The 24,103-nt window shown below is 39.3% G+C and carries 16 protein-coding genes and 2 pseudogenes; 16 read left to right on the top strand and 2 right to left on the bottom strand.

Annotated features, from left to right (window positions below; genetic code table 11):
- Positions 1-110: 110 nt before the first annotated feature.
- From tsaD to AC6H0A_RS08955, 3 genes are read left to right on the top strand one after another with little or no spacing between them, the layout of a single operon-like run.
- Positions 111-1,139 (top strand): tRNA (adenosine(37)-N6)-threonylcarbamoyltransferase complex transferase subunit TsaD, encoded by a 1,029-nt coding sequence (tsaD, locus tag AC6H0A_RS08945; RefSeq protein WP_005639393.1) that lies wholly within the window; start codon positions 111-113, stop codon positions 1,137-1,139.
- Positions 1,140-1,147: 8 nt separating this feature from the next.
- Positions 1,148-1,729, top strand: a complete 582-nt coding sequence (locus AC6H0A_RS08950) for a thymidine kinase (RefSeq protein ID WP_005639391.1) — start codon at positions 1,148-1,150, stop codon at positions 1,727-1,729.
- 56 nt (positions 1,730-1,785) lie between these two features.
- Positions 1,786-3,006, top strand: coding sequence for an aromatic amino acid transporter (locus tag AC6H0A_RS08955; RefSeq protein WP_005639388.1), 1,221 nt, complete (start codon positions 1,786-1,788; stop codon positions 3,004-3,006).
- A gap of 142 nt (positions 3,007-3,148) precedes the next feature.
- Here AC6H0A_RS08955 and AC6H0A_RS08960 read toward each other — a convergent pair whose 3' ends face one another.
- Positions 3,149-3,409: a YfhL family 4Fe-4S dicluster ferredoxin gene (locus AC6H0A_RS08960; RefSeq protein ID WP_005639386.1), complete on the bottom strand. Its 261-nt coding sequence runs from the start codon at positions 3,407-3,409 to the stop codon at positions 3,149-3,151.
- A gap of 77 nt (positions 3,410-3,486) precedes the next feature.
- On the opposite strand from AC6H0A_RS08960, the gene AC6H0A_RS08965 reads away from it, so the two are divergent.
- The 13 genes and pseudogenes from AC6H0A_RS08965 to tnpA all read left to right on the top strand — a co-directional run.
- Positions 3,487-4,257, top strand: a complete 771-nt coding sequence (locus tag AC6H0A_RS08965; RefSeq protein WP_005639384.1) for a ribonuclease T2 family protein — start codon at positions 3,487-3,489, stop codon at positions 4,255-4,257.
- Between the two features lie 95 nt (positions 4,258-4,352).
- Positions 4,353-5,513 carry a phosphoglycerate kinase gene (gene pgk / locus AC6H0A_RS08970; RefSeq protein WP_005639382.1) on the top strand — a complete coding sequence of 387 codons (1,161 nt, stop codon included), beginning with the start codon at positions 4,353-4,355 and terminating at the stop codon, positions 5,511-5,513.
- Positions 5,514-5,632: 119 nt separating this feature from the next.
- A complete protein-coding gene (gene fbaA, locus AC6H0A_RS08975) occupies positions 5,633-6,712 on the top strand; it encodes a class II fructose-bisphosphate aldolase (RefSeq protein ID WP_005639380.1) in 1,080 nt (359 codons plus the stop codon).
- A gap of 66 nt (positions 6,713-6,778) precedes the next feature.
- The gene (locus AC6H0A_RS08980) at positions 6,779-7,819 is read left to right on the top strand and encodes a glycosyltransferase family 9 protein (protein WP_005639378.1); all 1,041 of its coding nucleotides are present in this window, start codon (positions 6,779-6,781) and stop codon (positions 7,817-7,819) included.
- 212 nt (positions 7,820-8,031) lie between these two features.
- Positions 8,032-9,576 (top strand): YjjI family glycine radical enzyme, encoded by a 1,545-nt coding sequence (locus tag AC6H0A_RS08985; protein ID WP_005639376.1) that lies wholly within the window; start codon positions 8,032-8,034, stop codon positions 9,574-9,576.
- Between the two features lie 8 nt (positions 9,577-9,584).
- The gene (locus AC6H0A_RS08990) at positions 9,585-10,373 is read left to right on the top strand and encodes a 4Fe-4S cluster-binding domain-containing protein (protein WP_005639374.1); all 789 of its coding nucleotides are present in this window, start codon (positions 9,585-9,587) and stop codon (positions 10,371-10,373) included.
- A 101-nt stretch (positions 10,374-10,474) separates the two neighbouring features.
- Positions 10,475-11,728 (top strand): NupC/NupG family nucleoside CNT transporter, encoded by a 1,254-nt coding sequence (locus AC6H0A_RS08995; protein WP_179230963.1) that lies wholly within the window; start codon positions 10,475-10,477, stop codon positions 11,726-11,728.
- A gap of 69 nt (positions 11,729-11,797) precedes the next feature.
- Complete coding sequence (gene deoD / locus AC6H0A_RS09000; RefSeq protein WP_005639369.1) at positions 11,798-12,514, top strand: purine-nucleoside phosphorylase; 717 nt, start codon at positions 11,798-11,800, stop codon at positions 12,512-12,514.
- A gap of 171 nt (positions 12,515-12,685) precedes the next feature.
- Positions 12,686-13,114: a 50S ribosomal protein L11 gene (gene rplK, locus AC6H0A_RS09005; protein WP_005633053.1), complete on the top strand. Its 429-nt coding sequence runs from the start codon at positions 12,686-12,688 to the stop codon at positions 13,112-13,114.
- 4 nt (positions 13,115-13,118) lie between these two features.
- Positions 13,119-13,808, top strand: a complete 690-nt coding sequence (rplA, locus tag AC6H0A_RS09010) for a 50S ribosomal protein L1 (protein WP_005639367.1) — start codon at positions 13,119-13,121, stop codon at positions 13,806-13,808.
- A gap of 381 nt (positions 13,809-14,189) precedes the next feature.
- On the top strand, positions 14,190-18,218 hold the full coding sequence (rpoB, locus tag AC6H0A_RS09015; RefSeq protein ID WP_005639365.1) for a DNA-directed RNA polymerase subunit beta: 4,029 nt from the start codon (positions 14,190-14,192) through the stop codon (positions 18,216-18,218).
- 124 nt (positions 18,219-18,342) lie between these two features.
- Complete coding sequence (rpoC, locus tag AC6H0A_RS09020) at positions 18,343-22,593, top strand: DNA-directed RNA polymerase subunit beta' (RefSeq protein WP_005639363.1); 4,251 nt, start codon at positions 18,343-18,345, stop codon at positions 22,591-22,593.
- A gap of 186 nt (positions 22,594-22,779) precedes the next feature.
- Positions 22,780-23,091: pseudogene (tnpA, locus tag AC6H0A_RS09025) on the top strand (IS200/IS605 family transposase); the annotation flags it as partial.
- A gap of 142 nt (positions 23,092-23,233) precedes the next feature.
- On the opposite strand, the pseudogene AC6H0A_RS09030 reads toward tnpA, so the two are convergent.
- Positions 23,234-24,077: pseudogene (locus AC6H0A_RS09030) on the bottom strand (hypothetical protein).
- Positions 24,078-24,103 lie beyond the last annotated feature (26 nt).

Genomic DNA, 24,103 nt, shown 5'->3' on the forward strand with positions numbered 1-24,103 from the left:
AGTAAAGGAAAGAATGCCAATTCACCTTAATATTTGTGGTTTCAACTGGTTAAAACCGCTTAAACAGGGTAAAATCGCGCAACATTTTAGGTAATAAATTAAGAAAATCAATGAAAATCTTAGGCATTGAAACCTCCTGTGATGAAACGGGCGTGGCGATTTATGATGAAGAAAAAGGGTTAATTGCTAATCAACTTTATACTCAAATTGCCCTGCATGCAGATTATGGTGGTGTGGTTCCCGAATTAGCATCGCGCGATCATATTCGTAAAACAGCTCCTCTCATTAAAGCTGCGTTAGAAGAAGCTAAGTTAACGGCAAGTGATATTGATGGCGTGGCTTATACGAGTGGTCCAGGGCTTGTCGGCGCATTGCTCGTCGGCGCTACGATTGCGCGTTCTTTAGCTTATGCGTGGAATGTTCCTGCGATTGGTGTTCATCATATGGAAGGGCATTTACTTGCGCCGATGCTTGATGAAAACTCACCGTACTTTCCTTTTGTTGCTTTGTTGGTATCGGGTGGTCATACTCAATTGGTACGTGTAGATGGCGTAGGAAAATATGAAGTGATTGGTGAATCCATTGATGACGCTGCAGGTGAAGCCTTTGATAAAACAGCAAAATTACTTGGGTTAGATTATCCAGGTGGCGCGGCACTTTCTCGTTTAGCAGAAAAAGGCACACCAAATCGTTTCATATTTCCACGTCCAATGACAGATCGTGCGGGTCTTGATTTTAGCTTTTCAGGTTTAAAAACATTTGCCGCGAATACGATTAGTCAAGTGATTAAAAATGAAGGTGAACTGACAGAACAAACTAAATCGGATATTGCTTATGCTTTCCAAGATGCGGTGGTGGATACACTTGCCATTAAATGTAAGCGCGCATTAAAAGAAACTGGCTATAAACGTTTAGTGATTGCGGGAGGGGTGAGCGCAAATAAAAAACTCCGAGAAACGCTTGCGCACTTAATGCAAAATTTAGGCGGTGAAGTGTTTTATCCTCAACCTCAATTTTGTACAGATAATGGGGCGATGATTGCTTACACAGGTTTTTTACGTTTAAAACAAGGTCAGCATAGCGATCTGGCTATTGATGTTAAGCCTCGTTGGGTAATGACGGAATTACCGGTAATTTAGGAGAAAAAATGGCGAAACTCTACTTCTATTACTCCACAATGAACGCTGGAAAATCAACGACGTTGCTACAATCTTCCTATAACTATCGCGAGCGCGATATGAACACATTAGTTTATACGGCTGCGATTGATGATCGTTTTGGTGTGGGGAAAGTCACATCGCGTATTGGCATTTCGCAAGATGCCTTTTTATTTCGCTCGGAAACCAATTTGTTTGATGAAATCAATGAGCACTTAAAAAAAGAAAAAGTGCATTGCGTGCTGGTGGATGAAGCTCAATTTCTTAGCAAACAACAAGTTTACCAGTTGAGTAATGTCGTTGATAAACTCAAAATCCCTGTGCTTTGTTATGGCTTGCGTACAGATTTCCAAGCGGAACTTTTTGAAGGAAGTAAATATTTACTGGCTTGGGCGGATCAACTCGAAGAATTAAAAACAATTTGTTATTGTGGCCGCAAGGCTAACTTTGTTCTGCGCTTAAATGATCAAGGTGAGGTCATTAAAGAAGGTGCGCAAATTCAAATTGGGGGCAATGACTCTTACCTTTCTGTTTGCCGTTTACACTATAAAGAAAAGTGCGGTCAACTTTAAATTAGTTTTCAAACACAACACTAAGTTTTCAAACACAACACTATAAGGATAATTTTATGTTACAGAATAAAACATTTGGGAGTGCGCTGATTATTGCAGGCACAACCATTGGAGCAGGTATGCTTGCTATGCCGCTTACATCAGCGGGCATGGGTTTTGGTTACACCGTGTTATTGCTCGTGGGCTTGTGGGCTTTGTTGGTTTACAGTGGATTGTTGTTTGTAGAAGTGTATCAAACAGCGGATCAGTTAGATGACGGTGTGGCCACGCTAGCTGAAAAATATTTTGGCGTTCTGGGACGTATTTTAGCAACATTGAGTTTATTAATTTTACTTTATGCGCTTTCAGCCGCTTATATTACGGGGGGGGGATCTTTGCTTTCAGGCTTGCCAACTGCGTTTGGAATGGAAGCGATTTCGCTAAAAACTGCGATTGTTATTTTCACTGTTGTACTGGGTTCTTTTGTCGTTGTAGGAACGAAAGGCGTGGATGGTTTAACTCGCGTGTTATTTATTGGTAAGTTAGTCGCTTTTGCTTTTGTGCTATTTATGATGCTTCCAAAAGTGGCAACAGATAATTTAATGGCATTGCCTTTGGATTATGCTTTTGTGGTTTCTGCTGCTCCGATATTTTTCACCTCTTTCGGTTTCCACGTCATTATGGCGAGTGTAAATAGCTACTTAGGTGGAAGTGTAGAAAAATTCCGTCGTGCTATTTTGATTGGTACCGCGATTCCATTAGCTGCTTATCTTGTGTGGCAGTTAGCAACTCATGGTGTATTAAGTCAAAGTGAATTTATACGTATTTTACGAGCCGACCCAACGCTAAATGGCTTAGTGAATGCAACACGTGAAATTACAGGTTCTCATTTTATGGGGGAAGTGGTTCGCGTGTTCTCATCACTCGCTTTAATTACTTCATTCTTAGGCGTAATGCTTGGTGTGTTTGAAGGTTTAGGTGATTTATTCAAACGCTATCATTTGCCACATAATCGCTTTGTATTAACCATTGCCGCATTTTTACCGCCACTTGTATTTGCATTGTTTTATCCTGAAGGATTTATTACTGCATTAAGTTACGCCGGTTTGTTGTGTGCTTTCTATTGCTTAATTTTACCAATTGGCCTGGCATGGCGTACACGTATTGAAAATCCAACATTGCCATATCGTGTTGCTGGCGGTAATTTTGCTTTGGTGTTTGCGTTATTGATTGGCGTGATGATTATGGTCATTCCATTTTTAATTCAATGGGGATATTTACCAGCCGTAGCGGGATAATGTGAAGAAAAGTCACTCAATATAGTTCTTTTTATAGATAAAAGTGCGGTGAAAAATTTCAGTTTTTTGATAATAAAAATAAGCTCAAAATTAACCACACTCTTTTAGAAGATAATAAGTCATATTTCAGTTGCTTTAAAAATTACAATTTATCCGAATGATGAATCATCACAAAGCGTTCCCAAAGCTGTTCTTCAGTTTCTTGATGTTCAGGATCGGGCTTAATACAGTTAGTGATTGGGCAAACTTTTTGGCAGGTTGGCGTTTCGTAATGGCCGACACATTCCGTGCAAAGTACAGGATCGATCACATAAATCTCATCGCCAATAGAAATGGCTTCGTTCGGGCATTCTGGTAAGCACATATCGCAATTGGTACATTTGCTAGTGATGAGTAATGCCATTGTGATCCTTAATAGAAAATTGAAAGCGGCGAATTATAGCCGACAAAAACTTGATTGACAAAAACTAAACAAAATTTATGAAAAAATTCACTTCCTCCCTTTCTCTTATTGTCCTCGTTGTATTAGCAATTTGGCAGTATTTTACCGATTCAACTAAAGCTAAAAATCAATCATCTTCTCCCGTAATCGAACAGACTAAGCAAACACAAGTATCTGAGCCTAAATTTGAGACAAAACAGACGGATATTGAAAAAAGTGCGGTGAAAAATCCGAATGTTTTTGCCAATTATGATGTGATTATGCGTGATGATCCTATCGGGCAAAACGCAAAGGCGTCTGTCGATTATTATATGTTGGCATTATCTTGGTCTCCTGGGTTTTGTGATATTCAGCGTGAAAAATATGGTAATCAGCTACCTTCCTCCTCTCAATATCAATGTGGAAATAACCGCTCTTTAGGTTGGGTCGTTCATGGGCTGTGGCCTCAAAATGCAAATGCACTTTCAGTGACGGATCATCCACGTTTTTGCAAGGGTGATTTACTAGCCTTGCCAAAAGATTTATTAGCACAATATTTGGCTATCTCACCAGGTGAACAATTATTGCAAGGTGAATGGGAAAAACATGGTAGCTGTGCATTTGATTCTGCCCAGCAATATTTTGCTAAGGAGCAGGAATTATTTAGCTCATTAAAATTACCGAATCAAAATTTAAGCCGTAATGAACTTTTTCGTTGGATGAAACAACATAATCCACAATTAAAAAATGCTTATTTAGGAGCAAGCCGAAACGAATTATTCATTTGTTATGATAAAAAATGGCAGGTAATGAATTGCCAAAGCAAATAAGAATTTCTTTGATCTAAATCGTTACAACCTAGCGCGAAGTAGGTATAATACGAAAAGTTTTCAATTTTAATTTTAACTTAACAAGAGGATAGATTATGTCAGTAATCAAAATGACCGATTTAGATTTAGCCGGTAAACGTGTATTTATCCGTGCGGATCTTAATGTGCCAGTAAAAGATGGCAAAGTGACCTCAGATGCGCGTATTCGTGCGACCATTCCTACTTTAAAATTAGCCTTAGAAAAAGGCGCAAAAGTGATGGTAACTTCTCACTTAGGTCGTCCAACTGAAGGTGAATTCAAACCAGAAGATTCTTTACAACCAGTTGTTGATTACTTAAAAGACGCAGGTTTTAATGTTCGTTTAGAACAAGACTATTTAAATGGCGTAGATGTTAAAGAAGGCGAAATTGTTGTTTTAGAAAACGTACGCGTGAACAAAGGTGAGAAGAAAAACGATCCAGAATTAGGTAAAAAATATGCCGCACTTTGCGATGTATTTGTAATGGATGCGTTTGGTACCGCTCACCGTGCGCAAGCTTCAACTTATGGCGTTGCAGAATTTGCACCAATCGCTTGTGCAGGTCCATTATTAGCTGCTGAATTAGATGCATTAGGTAAAGCATTAAAAGAACCTGCTCGTCCAATGGTGGCTATTGTTGGTGGTTCTAAAGTTTCAACTAAATTAGAAGTATTAAATTCTCTTTCAAAAATCGCTGACCAAATTATTGTGGGCGGTGGTATTGCAAATACTTTCATTGCGGCAGCTGGCCACAATGTAGGTAAATCTTTACATGAAGCTGATTTAATTCCAGTTGCGAAAGAATTAGCTGCAAATACAGATATTCCTGTGCCAGTTGATGTACGTGTTGGTTTGGAGTTCACTGAAACTGCAGCTGCAACAGAAAAAGCAGTAAACGAAGTGAAAGATGAGGAATCTATCTTCGATATTGGTGATAAATCTGCAGAACAATTGGCAGAAATCATCAAAAATGCAAAAACCGTTTTATGGAATGGCCCAGTTGGTGTGTTCGAATTCCCTAATTTCCGTAAAGGGACCGAAATTATTTCTCACGCAATTGCAAACAGCGATGCATTCTCTATCGCAGGTGGTGGTGATACATTAGCGGCTATCGATTTATTCGGTATTGCAGACAAGATCTCTTACATTTCAACGGGTGGCGGTGCGTTCTTAGAATTCGTAGAAGGCAAAGTATTACCTGCAGTAGAAATTCTTGAAAAACGTGCGAAAAACTAACCGCACTTTTCCTATGTGACATATCGATGGCGAGCATTAAAATGTCGCCATCAATAAAAAAGTCAAAAAATTCTCAAATTGCGGGTTTGTCTCGCTAAACATAAAAAGGAAACACAAGTATGGCTAAATTATTAGATATCGTGAAACCTGGTGTAGTAACAGGTGAAGATGTGCAAAAAATCTTTGCTTATGCAAAAGAGCATAACTTTGCTATCCCTGCGGTAAATTGCGTAGGTTCTGACTCAGTTAATGCCGTGTTAGAAACTGCTGCACGCGTAAAAGCGCCAGTTATTATCCAATTTTCTAACGGTGGTGCGGCGTTTTATGCGGGTAAAGGTATTAAACCTGCAAGCGGTGCTCGTCCTGATGTACTTGGTGCGATCGCTGGTGCGAAACACGTTCATACTTTAGCTAAAGAATACGGTGTTCCTGTTATTCTTCACACTGACCACGCTGCAAAAAAATTACTTCCATGGATTGATGGTTTACTTGATGCTGGTGAAAAACACTTCGCAGAAACTGGCCGTCCATTATTCTCTTCTCACATGCTTGACCTTTCTGAAGAGCCAATGGAAGAAAATATGGCAATCTGCCGTGAATACCTCGCTCGTATGGATAAAATGGGGATGACCCTTGAAATTGAAATCGGTATTACCGGTGGTGAAGAAGATGGTGTAGATAATTCTGGTGTTGATGAGTCGCGTTTATATACTCAACCATCTGACGTACTTTATGTTTACGATCAATTAAATCCAGTAAGTCCTAACTTTACCGTTGCTGCTGCATTCGGTAACGTACATGGTGTTTACAAACCAGGTAACGTAAAATTAAAACCATCTATTTTAGGTGCATCACAAGAGTTCGTTGCGAAAGAACGTAATCTTCCTGCTAAACCAATTAACTTCGTTTTCCACGGTGGTTCTGGTTCTAGCCGCGAAGAAATCCGCGAAGCAATTAGCTACGGTGCAATCAAAATGAACATTGATACCGATACTCAATGGGCATCTTGGAATGGTATTTTGAACTTCTATAAAGCAAATGAAGCTTATCTTCAAGGTCAATTAGGTAACCCAGAAGGTCCAGATGCACCAAACAAAAAATACTACGATCCACGTGTTTGGTTACGTAAAATGGAAGAATCTATGTCTAAACGCTTAGAACAATCTTTCGAAGACTTAAATTGTGTTGATGTTTTATAATCCACAAAAATAACATAAAATACGACCGCACTTTCGAGTGCGGTTTTTTATTTTAGCGGAGAAATTATGGAAAAGATCTTAGTTATTCGTAATGATAAATTAGGCGATTTTATGCAAGCATGGCCCGCTTTTGCTATGTTGAAGTTATCGAATCCTTCTTTAAAATTAACCGCACTTGTTCCGAGTTATACTGCGCCTTTAGCGGAAGTTTGTCCGTTTATTGATAGTGTTATTATTGATAGCAAAAAAAATGATAAAACGGATTTCAATCGTCTTGTGCAGGAAATCAAAGCGCAGCAGTTTGATGGAATGATTAGTTTCTTTTCCAATACCCATAATGGAAAGCTCGCTTGGAAAAGCGGGATTAAATATCGCCTTGTGCCTGCGACTAAATGGGTTCAAATTCTCTATAATCACCGTTTAACACAACGCCGTTCTTGTTCTGAAAAATCGGAAGCAGAATACAATCAAGATTTAGTTCGAGCTTTTTTGCAAAAGCATAATATGCCAATTGTTGAACCTAAACCGCCTTATTTAACCTTTGAGAAAAGTGCGGTGGAAAATCAACGCATTTTCTTGCAAGAGAGTTTAGGGCTTTCCGCAAATAAAAAATGGATCTTTGTGCATAGCGGTTCTGGTGGTTCAGCTACGAATCTTTCTTTAGCGCAATATACAGATTTAATTAAAGGCTTATTGGCTGAGTTTGATTGCAATGTTGTGCTGACAGCAGGACCTGGCGAAAGTGAAAAAGCCCATGAATTGGCAAATTTGGTGAATGATTCACGTGTAGTCGTTTACGATAAGAATAAAGGTTTAGTGGATTTTGCTCATTCTTTGGCTTGTGCGGATTTATTTATTGCGGGATCTACTGGGCCATTGCATTTGAGTAGTGCTTTTAATATTCCGACAATCGGATTTTATCCAAATAGCCGTTCTTCTCAGCCGAGACGCTGGAAACCGATTAATGATGTCGATAAGCATCTTGCATTTTGCCCACCCGCAGGAAAAGAGACTCAAATGAATCTAGGGCTAATTTCTATTCAACAAGCATTACAAGAGATAATCCCTTTTGTTAATAAAATGTGTTATCCAAGTGGTAACATTTAAAATGCACCAATCAAATTAAAACTGGCGGACATTTTCTGTTCTGCCAGTAAAATCCTTTTCTCTCTACCATCTAAATTCTATATTTTTTATTTTAATGGTTAATCGTTTGCCTCAGGTTTTATTTCTGAAAATGTGATCTCGCTCACATTTTCAAAATTGTCTATTTTGTTACCATTGCGTACAATACAAAACCATTTTTAAAGGGGGACATTATGTTAGCTTCACTTCAAGATATTCTCGATACTGTAAAAGCCAATAATCTGACTTATCATCAAAAATTAATGACATTAGGCAATATTGCTGAGCGTTTATTTGATCCTCGTGATTTGCTTGGTTATACCGATGAAGAATGGGGCTTTTTACAGAATCAGATGATCTGTGATTTATGTGAAGGTTACGCGATTTATCGTCCTCGTTATATCCTGCCTGATTACAATGTGTATATCCAAAAAGGCTGCGAATTTTTAGAATTACCGCCACCAAAAGATCTAGATGAGGCACTTGATGGATTATTGATTCTTTACTCTCATGTGCCATCGATTACGACTTATCCTGTTTATGTTGGTCGTCTTGATGTATTGCTCGAACCTTTCATTACCGGTGAAGAAAAAGACTACATAAAAATTAAACGTTTCTTAAATCATATCGACAAAACTGTGCCTGATTCATTTTGTCATGCCAATGTTGGGCCTTATGATACGAAAGCAGGTCGCTTGATTTTACGCGCGGTGATTGAGCTTAACGCGCCAACACCGAATATGACCATTCGTTATGACAAATCTAAAACGAGTCGTGAGTTTGCTGAACTTGCAGCAAAAGCCTGTTTATTGGTTTCTAAGCCATCTTTTGCAAACGATGCTTATTATATTTCCGATCTAGGTGAAGAATATGGCGTAGCAAGTTGCTATAACGCACTTCCAGAATGTGGCGGTGCTTACACATTAACGCGTTTACGTCTAGGGACGATTGCTCGCGCGTGTAAAAGTGCAGATGAAATGGTAAACGAATTACTACCACATGTGGCGAAATGTGCTCTTTCAACCATGGATAAACGACATAAATTTGTAGTGGAAGAAAGTAATTTCTTTAACAGTTCATTCCTCGAAAAAGAAGGCTTTATCAAACGTACTAATTTTACGGGGATGTTTGCAATTGTGGGCTTGGCAGATGCAGCGAATCATTTATTGCAATGTGAGGGATTAAATGAAACCTTTGGTAAGAGTGCTCGTGGTGATGAAATTGCGACAGCAATTATGGATAAACTTAAAGAAATCACCGAGGCACATGAAGGGGTTTATGCTGAACGCACTGGCAATCGTTATTTATTACACGCGCAAGTTGGCGCAAGTAACCACGAAGAAGACAAACGTAACGCACCGGCTCATCGTATTCGTGTGGGCGAAGAGCCAACGTTACTTGCACATTTAAAACAGTCTGCACCGTTCCATAAATATTTCCCATCTGGTACAGGGGATTTATTCGCCTTTGATCAAACCTATGTGGATCACTGCGATGCGGTCGTAGATATTATTGATGGTGCATTCTCTTTGGGCTATCGCTACATTACCACCTATTTGAAAAATACGGATTTAATTCGCGTTACAGGTTATCTAGTGAAGAAAAGTGAAGTTGAAAAATACCGTAAAGGCGAAGTCGCATTACGCGATACAACCTGGTATGGTTCGGGTACGGATGAATGTGCCAACGTGTTTGATCGCCAATTACGCGATGAAAAAGATGTCACCGCTGAAAAATAATTGGAAAAATGATCGCACTATCTGAGATTTTTGTGCCGTTACATCGGATTATTCCTTTTTCAAATGTAGAGGGGCAAGGCAATCGTTCGAGTATTTTTCTGCAAGGTTGCAAGCTAAATTGCTTGTATTGCCATAATCCAGAAACTATTCCTCGTTATACGGAAAATGCGAAATTGGTTAGTTTGCAGTATTTGTATGAACAGGTTATGGAAGCGGTTCCATTTATTAGAGGTGTCACAATTTCAGGCGGTGAACCGACTATCCATCATAAAAAACTGGTGCCACTATTTGAGGCTTTACGTTCGCAAGGATTGACTTGTTATTTGGATAGTAGTGGCTTTTTTGAGTTTGATCGTATTCGTTCATTAATCGATGTCACTGATAAATTTTTATTCGATCTGAAAGGGGAGGGCGCTGGTTTACAAACGCTCTGTTTTGACCGACAAAATCAAGCGGGCATTGTACCACAGCAAGTAATACCAGAACGTTTACATATAAAGAACGATAAACTTGAGCGAAATTTACAAAATCTGACAGCCTTGTTGCCGTTAAATAAAGTGGAAGAAGTGCGGTTAGTTTTTTTAAATAATTTTTTTGATGCTGAATATTTGGTGGGCAAAGTTGCGTTACTTTTACTAAATTATCCTGATGTGGCATTAAAAATTATCCGTGTGCATAGTAAAGGAGCGCGCGATGAAACTGGGTTATCAACGCATATTCCAAGTGCGGAAGAAACTAATGCATTGGCTGCTTATGCGCGTCAATGTGGAATTAACAAGGTTTTGACTATTTTGTAGTCGTTTACAAAAAAGTGCGGTGAAAATTCGCCGACTTTTTGTGAGAAAACAAGTAGAATAAGCCGACTTTTTTATTAACTTAACCAATCTAGGGGAATCAAATGAGTGTGTTAAGCAGCATTTTGGGAATGGTCGTATTAATCGCTATTGCCGTGTTACTTTCCAATAATCGTAAAGCGATTAGTATCAGAACCGTGCTCGGGGCGTTAGCAATCCAAGTTGGATTTGCCGCCCTTATTTTATATGTGCCAGCAGGTAAACAAGCACTTGGTGCAACTGCTGATGCCGTATCAAATGTTATTGCTTACGGTAACGAAGGTATTAACTTTGTATTTGGTGGTTTAGCTGATCCAAGTAAACCTTCTGGTTTCATTTTTGCAGTGAAAGTATTACCAATTATTGTGTTCTTCTCTGGCTTAATCTCCGTGCTTTATTATCTTGGCATTATGCAAGTGGTGATTAAAGTATTAGGCAGTGCATTACAAAAAGCATTGGGTACTTCAAAAGCAGAATCCATGTCTGCTGCGGCTAATATTTTCGTTGGTCAAACTGAAGCACCATTGGTGGTTCGCCCTTACATTAAAAATATGACCCAATCTGAATTATTTGCCATCATGGTGGGTGGTACGGCGTCTATCGCGGGTTCAGTAATGGCTGGTTATGCTGGAATGGGCGTGCCATTGACATACTTAATCGCAGCGTCATTTATGGCGGCACCTGCTGGTTTATTATTTGCGAAATTAATGTTCCCACAAACAGAACAATTCTCTGATAAACAACCGGAAGACAATGATTCAGAAAAACTAACTAACGTACTTGAAGCAATGGCGGGTGGTGCGAGTGCAGGTATGCAAATTGCATTAAACGTGGGTGCAATGTTAATCGCATTCGTTGGTTTAATTGCATTAATTAACGGTATTTTAAGTGGCGTTGGTGGCTGGTTCGGCTATGGCGACGTAACTTTACAATCTATCTTTGGTTTAGTTTTCAAACCATTAGCATACTTAATCGGTGTAACTGACGGTACCGAAGCGGGTATCGCAGGACAAATGATCGGGATGAAATTAGCGGTTAACGAATTCGTAGGTTACCTTGAATTTGCAAAATACTTGCAACCAGATTCTGCGATTGTATTAACTGAAAAAACCAAAGCGATTATTACTTTCGCACTTTGTGGTTTTGCTAACTTCAGCTCAATTGCGATCTTAATCGGTGGTTTAGGTGGAATGGCGCCAAACCGTCGTAGTGATGTTGCGCGTTTAGGCTTAAAAGCGGTAATTGCAGGTACTTTAGCAAACTTAATGAGTGCAACGATTGCAGGCTTGTTCATCGGACTCGGTGCAGCAGCGCTTTAATTCTCGGATAAGTGCGGTGAAAAATGACCGCACTTTTTATTTTTACATTTGAAAAAAGGAAGGAAAATTATGACTCCACATATTAACGCTCCTGAAGGCGCATTTGCTGATGTTGTTTTAATGCCAGGCGATCCACTTCGTGCAAAATACATTGCAGAAACGTTTTTGCAAGATGCAGTAGAGATAACAAATGTTCGTAATATGCTTGGTTATACCGGTACTTACAAAGGTCGTAAGATTTCTATTATGGGCCACGGTATGGGGATTCCATCTTGCTCTATTTATGCGAAAGAATTAATCACTGAATACGGTGTGAAAAAAATTATCCGTGTAGGTTCTTGTGGTGCTGTTCGTATGGACGTAAAAGTGCGCGATGTAATTATCGGTTTAGGCGCATGTACTGATTCAAAAGTAAACCGTATTCGTTTCAACGATAACGACTTTGCAGCTATTGCTGACTTCGATATGGCACAAGCCGCTGTTCAAGCTGCAAAAGCAAAAGGAAAAGCAGTTCGTGTAGGTAATTTATTCTCTGCGGATTTATTCTATACACCTGATGTAGAAATGTTCGATGTAATGGAAAAATACGGCATTTTAGGTGTGGAAATGGAAGCGGCAGGAATTTATGGTGTGGCTGCAGAATATGGTGCTAAAGCATTAACGATTTGTACTGTTTCTGATCACATTCGTACACACGAACAAACCACAGCAGAAGAGCGTCAATTAACATTCAATGATATGATTGAAATTGCTTTGGATTCAGTATTAATTGGTGATGCACAATAATTTCTTATAGTGGATTTAATAAGCGCTTGAAAAACAACCGCACTTTTTATATAATACGCGCCCATTATGAGCCTTTCGAGGCTCATATTTTTGTGTGGTGCAATGAATGTTGCACTGAAAATTATCGGGGAGCTATTTAATAGCGTTATTACCCAATTAGAGGAAACTAAAATGGCAAAAAAAGTCCAAGCCTACGTTAAGTTGCAAGTTGCAGCTGGTATGGCAAACCCATCACCACCAGTTGGTCCTGCATTAGGTCAACAAGGTGTGAACATCATGGAATTCTGTAAAGCATTCAACGCTCGTACTGAGAGTTTAGAAAAAGGTTTACCTATTCCAGTTGTTATCACTGTATATGCAGACCGTTCATTTACTTTCGTAACTAAAACTCCACCAGCAGCAGTATTATTGAAAAAAGCTGCAGGTATCAAATCTGGTTCTGGTAAACCGAACAAAGAGAAAGTGGGTAAAGTAACTTTAGATCAAGTTCGTCAAATCGCTGAAACTAAAGCAGCAGATATGACTGGCGCGTCTATCGAAACCAAAATGAAATCAATTGCTGGTACTGCTCGCTCTATGGGCTTAGTGGTGGAGGAATAATACGATGGCTAAATTGACTAAAAAAATGAAAGCAATCAAAGCTGGCGTAGATTCTACTAAAGCATACGAAATCAACGAAGCGATCGCGGTATTAAAACAATTCGCAACAGCTAAATTCGTTGAAAGTGTTGACGTTGCAGTAAACTTAGGTATCGATCCTCGTAAATCTGACCAAAACGTTCGTGGTGCAACTGTATTACCACACGGTACTGGTCGTGAAGTACGCGTAGCTGTGTTCACTCAAGGTGCTAACGCAGATGCGGCTAAAGCAGCAGGTGCTGATTTAGTAGGTATGGAAGATTTAGCAGAGCAAATCAAAAAAGGCGAAATGAACTTTGATGTTGTTATCGCTTCTCCTGATGCAATGCGTGTTGTTGGTCAATTAGGTCAAGTATTAGGCCCACGTGGTTTAATGCCAAACCCTAAAGTTGGTACTGTAACACCAAACGTTGCTGAAGCAGTTAAAAATGCTAAATCTGGTCAGATCCGTTATCGTAATGATAAAAACGGTATCATCCACACCACTATCGGTAAAGCAAACTTCTCTGAAGTTCAATTAAAAGAAAACCTTCAAGCATTATTGGCTGCTTTAAACAAAGCAAAACCGACTACTGCTAAAGGTATCTTCATCAAGAAAGTAAGCATCTCTAGCACTATGGGTGCAGGTGTTGCTGTTGATCAAACTTCTTTATAATTTAAAGAATTGATAGATTTTAAACCGCACTTTTTTAAAGTGCGGTTTTTTGTTTCATAAAATTTCTATATAAGTTTTAAACTTGACGAGAAAGCTGCATTCATTTAAAATTTACCGCCTTAAAATTAGCAAAGATTTAGATTGATTTTTAATTAATTTTGACCTTTTATTGTTTAATTTAACCGTGTTTTTGATAGAAAGCACATCCATACAATGACAAATTCACCGTTATTGTCGTTGTTTTGCTCAAATTGTCGTCCTATGTAATTTGAGTTGTCACCCCACTACAGAAGTAAGGTTCAGAGTGCGGTCATTTTAACGGTCATTCACGTCACAGTTAGTTTGTGGCTAGGTCACTGAACAGTTAGCAGAGGAAAACCAATGGGTTACTCCTATTCTGAAAAAAAACGAATTCGTAAAGATTTCGGTAAACGTCCGCAAGTTTTAAATGTTCCTTATTTATTAACCATTCAGTTGGATTCTTTTGATAAATTTATTCAAAAAGATCCTGAAGGTCAGCAAGGTTTAGAAGCGGCATTCCGTTCTGTATTCCCTATTGTAAGCAATAATGGCTATACAGAATTACAATATGTAGATTATCGTTTAGAAGAACCTGAATTTGATGTACGTGAGTGCCAAATTCGTGGCTCAACTTATGCAGCAGGCTTACGTGTAAAATTACGTTTAGTGAGCTACGATAAAGAATCTTCTTCACGCGCAGTTAAAGATATTAAAGAAAATGAAGTTTATATGGGTGAAATCCCATTAATGACTGATAACGGTACTTTCGTAATTAATGGTACCGAGCGTGTTATCGTTTCACAATTACACCGTAGTCCAGGCGTATTCTTCGATTCTGACAAAGGTAAGACCCATTCTTCAGGTAAAGTGCTTTATAACGCACGTATTATCCCTTACCGTGGTTCTTGGTTAGATTTTGAATTCGATCCAAAAGATAACTTATTTGCGCGTATTGACCGTCGTCGTAAATTACCAGCAACAATCATTCTTCGTGCATTAGGCTACACCACTGAAGAAATCTTAAACTTATTCTTTGATAAAATTACCTTTGAAATCGCTGGCGATAAATTGTTAATGACTTTAGTGCCAGAACGTTTACGTGGTGAAACGGCTTCTTTTGATATTGAAGCAAATGGCAAAGTTTATGTTGAACGTGGTCGTCGTATTACTGCACGCCATATCAAGGCATTAGAAAAAGATAAAATTTCACAAGTCGTTGTACCTTCTGAATATATTTTAGGTAAAGTTGCGTCGAAAGATTATGTTGATTTAGAGTCTGGTGAAATTATTTGCCCTGCAAACGGTGAGATTTCTTTAGAGACTCTTGCAAAATTAGCGCAAGCAGGTTACACCACGATCGAAACTTTATTTACTAATGATTTAGATTACGGTCCATATATTTCTGAAACGCTGCGTGTCGATCCAACTTATGATAAAACCAGTGCGCTTTACGAAATTTATCGTATGATGCGTCCGGGTGAACCACCAACACCAGAATCTTCAGAAGCATTATTCAATAATTTATTCTTCTCTGCAGAGCGTTATGATTTATCTGCTGTCGGTCGTATGAAATTCAATCGTTCTTTAGCGATCGCAGAAGGTGAAGGTTCAGGCACTTTAAGCAATGAAGATATTATTGCGGTAATGCGTAAATTGATCGACATCCGTAATGGTCGCGGCGAAGTGGATGATATTGACCACTTAGGTAACCGTCGTATCCGTAGCGTAGGTGAGATGGCGGAGAACCAATTCCGTATTGGTTTAGTGCGTGTAGAAAGAGCGGTGAAAGAACGCTTATCTTTAGGTGATTTAGATGCAATCACACCGCAAGACTTAATTAATCCAAAACCAATTTCTGCAGCGGTGAAAGAATTCTTTGGTTCTTCACAACTTTCGCAATTTATGGACCAAAATAACCCATTATCAGAAGTCACGCACAAACGTCGTATTTCTGCATTAGGTCCAGGCGGTTTAACGCGTGAGCGCGCAGGCTTTGAAGTGCGTGACGTACATAATACCCACTATGGTCGTTTATGTCCGATTGAAACCCCTGAAGGTCCAAACATCGGTTTAATCAACTCACTTTCTGCTTTTGCACGTACGAATGATTATGGTTTCTTAGAAACACCATATCGTAAAGTGGTTGATGGCCAAGTTACTGAAGAAATTGAATACCTATCTGCAATTGATGAAGCAAACTATATCATTGCACAGGCAAACTCAAATTTAGACGAAAATAACCGTTTTACTGATGCTTTTGTTACTGCACGTGGTGAACGTGGTGAATCAGGTTTATATAAACCTGAAGATATTCACTATATGGACGTTTCGACACAACAAGTGGTATCTGTTGCGGCTGCATTGATTCCATTCCTTGAGCATGACGATGCGAACCGTGCGTTGATGGGGGCGAACATGCAACGTCAAGCAGTTCCAACATTACGTGCTGACAAACCATTAGTTGGTACAGGTATGGAAAAACCAATCGCACTTGACTCAGGTGTTGCGGTTGTTGCAAAACGTGGTGGTACAGTTCAGTACGTCGATGCTTCTCGTATCGTTATTAAAGTAAATGAAGATGAAACCATTGCAGGTGAAGCTGGTATTGATATTTATAATTTAATTAAATATACCCGTTCTAACCAAAATACTTGTATTAACCAAATTCCTTGTGTGAATTTAGGCGATCCAATCAATCGTGGTGAAGTATTAGCAGACGGTCCTTCGACTGATTTAGGTGAGCTTGCATTAGGTCAAAATATTCGAGTGGCGTTCATGCCTTGGAACGGTTATAACTTCGAAGACTCAATGTTAGTTTCTGAACGTGTTGTTCAACAAGACCGTTTCACTACCATCCATATTCAAGAATTATCTTGTGTTGCACGTGATACCAAGTTAGGTGCAGAAGAAATCACTGCGGATATTCCAAACGTAGGTGAATCAGCGTTAAGCAAACTTGATGAATCTGGTATTGTTTATGTTGGTGCAGAGGTTAAAGGTGGTGATATCTTAGTAGGTAAAGTAACGCCTAAAGGTGAAACTCAATTAACCCCAGAAGAAAAACTTTTACGCGCAATCTTTGGTGAAAAAGCTTCTGATGTTAAAGATTCTTCATTGCGTGTGCCAAACGGTACATCAGGTACAGTTATTGATGTTCAAGTCTTTACTCGTGATGGCGTAGAAAAAGATAAACGTGCATTAGAAATCGAAGAAATGCAGCTTCGTGAAGCGAAAAAAGATTTAACTGAAGAGTTAGAGATTTTAGAAGCTGGATTATTTGCTCGTGTTCGTAATCTTCTTATTTCTAGTGGTGCTGATGCAGCGCAATTAGATAAAGTAGATCGCACTAAATGGTTAGAACAAACCATTGTAGATGAAGAAAAACAAAATCAATTAGAACAGCTTGCAGAGCAATACGAAGAACTTCGTAAAGAGTTTGAACATAAACTTGAAGTGAAACGTAAGAAAATCATCAAAGGTGATGATCTTGCACCGGGCGTGTTAAAAGTGGTTAAAGTTTACCTCGCGGTGAAACGTCAAATCCAACCAGGTGATAAAATGGCGGGGCGTCATGGTAACAAAGGTGTTATCTCGAAAATTAACCCAGTTGAAGATATGCCATACGATGAGAATGGCCAACCCGTTGAGATTGTATTGAACCCACTGGGCGTACCATCTCGTATGAACATCGGTCAGATCCTTGAAACCCACTTAGGTTTAGCTGCGAAAGGTATTGGTGATCAAATCAATGCAATGCTTAAACAAAAACAAGAAGTGGAAAAATTACGTGGTTATATTCAAAAAGCGTATGACTTAGGTAATGGCTCACAAAAAGTGGATTTAAGTACCTTCACTGATGAAGAAGTATTGCGTTTAGCTGAAAATCTACGTAAAGGTTTACCAGTTGCGACACCAGTATTTGATGGTGCAGCTGAAGCTGAAATCAAAGAGTTATTAAAACTTGGTGGATTACCAACTTCAGGTCAAATCACTTTATATGATGGCCGTACAGGCGAGAAATTCGAGCGTCCAGTAACAGTAGGTTATATGTACATGCTCAAATTGAACCACTTAGTTGATGACAAAATGCATGCTCGTTCAACTGGTTCTTATAGCCTTGTTACACAACAACCATTGGGTGGTAAAGCTCAATTCGGTGGTCAACGTTTCGGTGAGATGGAGGTATGGGCGCTTGAAGCATATGGTGCAGCTTATACCTTACAAGAAATGTTAACGGTGAAATCTGATGATGTGAATGGTCGTACGAAGATGTATAAAAATATCGTAAGTGGTAATCAACACATGGACCCAGGCACACCGGAATCTTTCAATGTAATTATGAAAGAAATCCGCTCACTTGGTTTAAATATCGAGTTAGACGAAGAGTAATCAGTAGGGGAGTGAAGAATTTATGATTCACTCGCCTTACGAAAAAAAATCGCCGAAGTGTGGTAGAAAAACATCGAAATTTTCAACCGCACTTTAAACCTTTAACTCCGACAGGAGAACATTTGTGAAAGACTTAGTTAAGTTTTTAAAAGCACAATCAAAAACCAGTGAAGATTTTGATGTGATTAAAATTGGGTTAGCTTCCCCAGATATGATCCGTTCTTGGTCATTTGGTGAAGTGAAGAAACCTGAAACCATTAACTACCGTACGTTCAAACCTGAACGTGATGGTCTTTTCTGTGCACGTATCTTCGGGCCTGTAAAAGATTACGAATGTTTATGTGGTAAATATAAACGTTTAAAACACCGTGGTGTGATTTGTGAAAAATGTGGTGTTGAAGTCACTCAAACTAAAGTTCGTCGTGAACGTATGGGGCACATTGAACTTGCATCACCAGTTGCACATATTTGGTTCTTAAAATCGTTACCATCTCGTATTGGTTTACTTTTAGATATGCCATTGCGTGATATCGAACGTGTACTTTACTTTGAAATGTACATCGTGACTGAACCAGGTATGACAGACTTAGAGCGCGGTCAATTATTAACTGAAGAACAATACCTTGATGCTGAAGATCGTTGGCAAGATGAATTCGAAGCAAAAATGGGTGCTGAAGCGATTCAAGATCTTTTAAAAGGTATGGATCTTGAAGTTGAATGTGAAAAATTACGTGAAGAATTACAAGAAACTAACTCTGAAACTAAACGTAAAAAAATCACTAAACGTTTAAAATTATTAGAAGCATTTATTCAATCTGGTAATAAACCAGAGTGGATGGTAATGACTGTATTACCAGTTCTTCCACCAGATTTACGTCCATTAGTACCACTTGATGGTGGTCGTTTTGCAACTTCAGATCTGAACGATTTATATCGTCGTGTAATCAACCGTAACAACCGTTTAAAACGTTTATTAGATTTAATTGCGCCAGATATTATTGTGCGCAACGAAAAACGCATGTTACAAGAATCTGTTGATGCATTATTAGATAATGGTCGCCGTGGTCGTGCAATTACGGGTTCTAACCGTCGTCCATTAAAATCATTAGCGGATATGATCAAAGGTAAACAAGGTCGTTTCCGTCAAAACTTATTAGGTAAACGTGTTGACTATTCAGGTCGTTCTGTAATTACTGTTGGTCCATACTTGCACTTACACCAATGTGGTTTACCAAAGAAAATGGCATTGGAATTATTCCGTCCGTTTATCTACGCTAAATTAGAAAGCCGTGGTTATGCAACGACAATCAAAGCGGCTAAGAAAATGGTTGAGCGTGAAGATGCGATCGTTTGGGATATTCTTGCAGAAGTTATTCGTGAACACCCAATTCTATTGAACCGTGCGCCAACACTTCACCGTTTGGGTATCCAAGCATTTGAACCGATCTTAATCGAAGGTAAAGCGATTCAATTACACCCACTCGTTTGTGCGGCGTTCAACGCGGACTTCGATGGTGACCAAATGGCGGTACACGTTCCATTAACGCTTGAAGCTCAATTAGAAGCTCGTGCGTTGATGATGTCAACCAACAACGTGCTTTCACCAGCAAACGGTGATCCGATTATCGTTCCATCACAAGACGTGGTATTAGGTCTTTACTATATGACCCGCGAAAAAGTGAACGGTAAAGGCGAAGGCATGTTATTGCAAGATCCTCGCGAAGCTGAAAAAGCATATCGTACAGGTGAAGCAGAATTACATTCTCGCGTGAAAGTACGTATTACTGAATATGTGAAGAATGAAGCTGGCGAATTTGATGCGAAAACCACGCTGACTGGTACAACTATCGGTCGTGCAATTTTATGGATGATCGCGCCGAAAGGCATGCCTTATTCATTGTTCAACCAAACATTAGGTAAAAAAGCTATTTCTAAACTGATTAACGAAGCATATCGTCGTTTAGGTTTAAAAGAAGCGGTAATGTTTGCTGACCAAATTATGTATACCGGTTTTGCTTATGCGGCACGTTCTGGTTCATCAGTTGGTATTGATGATATGGAAATTCCAGCGAAGAAATACGAAATTATTTCTGCAGCGGAAGAAGAAGTGGCAGAGATCCAAGAACAATTCCAATCAGGTCTTGTGACTGCAGGCGAACGCTATAATAAAGTAATCGATATTTGGGCTGCAGCGAATGAACGCGTAGCGAAAGCGATGATGGAAAACTTATCTCAAGAAGAAGTCATCAACCGCGAAGGTAATCCTGAAAAACAAGCATCTTTTAACAGTATCTTTATGATGGCTGATTCTGGTGCGCGTGGTTCTGCAGCTCAGATTCGTCAGTTAGCGGGTATGCGTGGTTTGATGGCACGTCCAGATGGCTCGATCATCGAAACTCCAATTACAGCAAACTTCCGTGAAGGTTTGAACGTATTACAGTACTTTATTTCAACCCACGGTGCACGTAAAGGTTTGGCGGATACTGCATTAAAAACAGCGAACTCAGGTTACTTAACTCGTCGTTTAGTTGATGTAGCACAAGACTTAGTGATCGTAGAAGATGACTGTGGTACGCACGAAGGCTTAGTCATGACCCCATTAATCGAAGGTGGTGATGAAAAAGTTCCACTTCGTGAATTAGTGTTAGGTCGTGTAGCTGCAGAAGATATTTTAAAACCAGGTACAGAAGAAGTATTAATTCCTCGTAACACGTTATTAGATGAAAAACTCTGTGATGTGTTGGATGCAAACTCTGTAGACAGCGTAAAAGTACGTTCTGTTGTAACTTGTGATACTGATTTTGGTGTATGTGCGAAATGTTATGGTCGTGATCTTGCTCGTGGTCATTTAATTAACCAAGGTGAAGCAGTGGGTGTTATTGCTGCTCAATCTATCGGTGAGCCTGGTACACAGTTAACCATGCGTACGTTCCATATCGGTGGTGCGGCATCTGCGGCAGCGAAAGAATCTAGTGTACAAGTTAAAAACACTGGTACATTACACTTAATGAATGCAAAATTCGTTACTAATGATGAAGGTAAATTAGTATTAACGTCTCGTAATACTGAATTAACTATTACCGATGCATTTGGTCGAACTAAAGAACACTATAAAGTGCCTTACGGTGCGGTGTTAAGCAAAGGTGACGGTCAAGAGGTAACAGCAGGCGAAACTATCGCAAATTGGGATCCACATACAATGCCAGTTGTTTCTGAAGTATCTGGTTTTGTGAAATTCGTTGATATTATTGATGGTTTAACTGTAACGCGTCAAACTGATGAATTAACAGGTTTATCATCAATCGTGGTTCAAGATGTGGGGGAACGTGCTACTGCGGGTAAAGATTTACGTCCAACCATTAAATTGGTTGATGCAAATGGCAACGATATTTTCTTACCTGAAACTGATGTTCTTGCACAGTACTTCTTACCTGGTAAAGCAATCGTAAGTTTAGACGATGGCGCAGCAGTAAAAGTGGGTGAACCATTAGCACGTATTCCGCAAGAATCTGTGGGTACTAAAGATATTACCGGTGGTCTACCACGCGTTGCAGATTTATTTGAAGCACGTAAACCAAAAGAGCCTGCTATCTTGGCTGAAATTTCTGGTATCGTGTCTTTCGGTAAAGAAACTAAAGGTAAACGCCGTTTATTAATTACTCCTGCGGAAGGCGAAATTTACGAAGAAATGATTCCAAAATGGCGTCAGCTCAACGTATTTGAAGGTGAGATGGTACAACGTGGCGACGTAATTTCTGATGGTGCTGAAACACCACATGATATTTTACGTTTACGTGGCGTGCGCGCAGTAACTGAATACATTGTGAACGAAGTACAAGATGTTTACCGCTTACAAGGGGTAAAAATCAACGATAAACATATCGAAGTTATCGTTCGTCAAATGTTACGTAAAGCGGTAATTACTAAAGCTTACGACTCAGAATTCCTTGAAGGGGAACAAGTAGAAGTTGCTCGTGTGAAAATCGTTAACCGTCAACGTGAAGCAGAAGGCAAACCACCAGTTGAGTTTGAACGCGAATTATTGGGTATCACCAAAGCATCTCTTGCGACTGAATCCTTCATCTCTGCCGCATCGTTCCAAGAAACTACTCGTGTTCTTACCGAAGCAGCAGTGGCAGGTAAACGTGATGAATTACGTGGCTTGAAAGAGAACGTAATCGTGGGTCGATTAATCCCTGCGGGTACAGGTTTTGCGTATCATCAAAATCGTCACAAACATCGCTTAGTTGATGATGTCGTAGCGAAATTATCTGAAGAAGATGAAGCTGCTATCGCTGATGAATTTGTTATGACTGCAGATGATGCAAGTGCAAACTTAGCTGAAATGCTTAACATGGTAGATGATGCAGAATAATTAATTTCCTATATAAGAAAACCCGAATGAAAGTTCGGGTTTTTTATTATAGCCAGCCAAAAGTCTGGCTATAAAAATCATACGCTATGCGTATGGAGCCAAATAGCTTAAGCGATGAACAGAAAAAATCCTCGCTATATAATGAACAAGGCTGACAACCAAAATTCAACATATAGGAGGATTATCATGGTAAGTAAAACCAGTGACGATTCAAGTCTATCACACACAAAATGGAACTGTAAGTATCACATTGTATTTATCCCGAAGTATAGAAGAAAAGCAATTTATGGAAAGTTAAGAGCAGATATAGGTCAAATATTGAGGCAGTTATGTGACTATAAAAATGTGGAGATAATAGAAGCGCATGCAATGCCAGACCATATCCATATGCTCTTAAAAATCCCAGCTAAAATATCAGTATCAGGTTTTATGGGCTATCTGAAGGGGAAGTCAGCGCTGATGATTTTTGAAAGACACGCGAACTTAAAATATAGATATTATAAGTTCGCAAAACTTTTTGCATAAAGTTGGGATTTATTTTGCATAAAACTAAAACGCTTATGCAAAATAAATCACAGATTAAACCTAGATAAAAACGCCCTTTAAATCATCATTAAAGGGCGTTTAAATTTTACAGAGTTTAGAACTTGTAAACCATATTATCCTCATACTTACCTGAATAGCTTGCTGAGGCATTGACTACAATTCGTTGCGCATTATCAAAGGCTTGCCAATTATCAATCTTATCTTCCTGCATATACTCAATAAACCGCACAAACTCCGACTTCGTTGAACTGAAGAATATATAAGGTGGTCGCGTAATATTGACCAGTCGCAAGAAATCAATCAAATCAAAATAAGTGGCTTGTTTGTAGCTTTCCTGCTTGGTGCAAAGGTAAGGTGGATCTAATACAAACAACGCTTTCAGATCATTGCTAAACTTAGGCAAAAGCGTGTGGAATGATTCTTTCACAATCTCTACGCCGTCCAAATAGCCATCAGCCTTTGGATAATCAGATTGACGAATACAATGCCAGAAATTATGTTGGAATAAGTCATCAAGCGTTGCCACTTGTTGCCCACTGAACAATAACCAACTCGCTAAGCAATTTAGATCTTTATATCCTTTGAAGTTTTGAATAATTCTGATGCATTCTGCTTTAATCCTTCGTCATACGTTTATTTTTTGACGTAGCGTTACCAACTACAGAGTAAAGCTCGGCTCGCAACTGGTTAATATCATCAATGTGTGCCAATCTTTCCGCATAGCCATCAAAATCATTGTAAATCACTCGGGCTTTCGGTTTTAACCGTTTGACGGTATGGCTGAGCAAGCCTGAACCGCCAAAGGTATCAAGAATTGTCCAGCCCTCACCGTCATCGGGAATGTTCTCATTTAAAATCTGCTCAAATTGTTTGAGAAACATTCGTTTTTGTCCGATAAATGGCAGCGGGGCTTGTTTAAAGGTGTTTTGATTTGCCATAGTTTTTCCTTTCTATTCTATGGCGT

The sequence above is a fragment of the Haemophilus sp. THUN1692 genome, assembly GCF_059704395.1.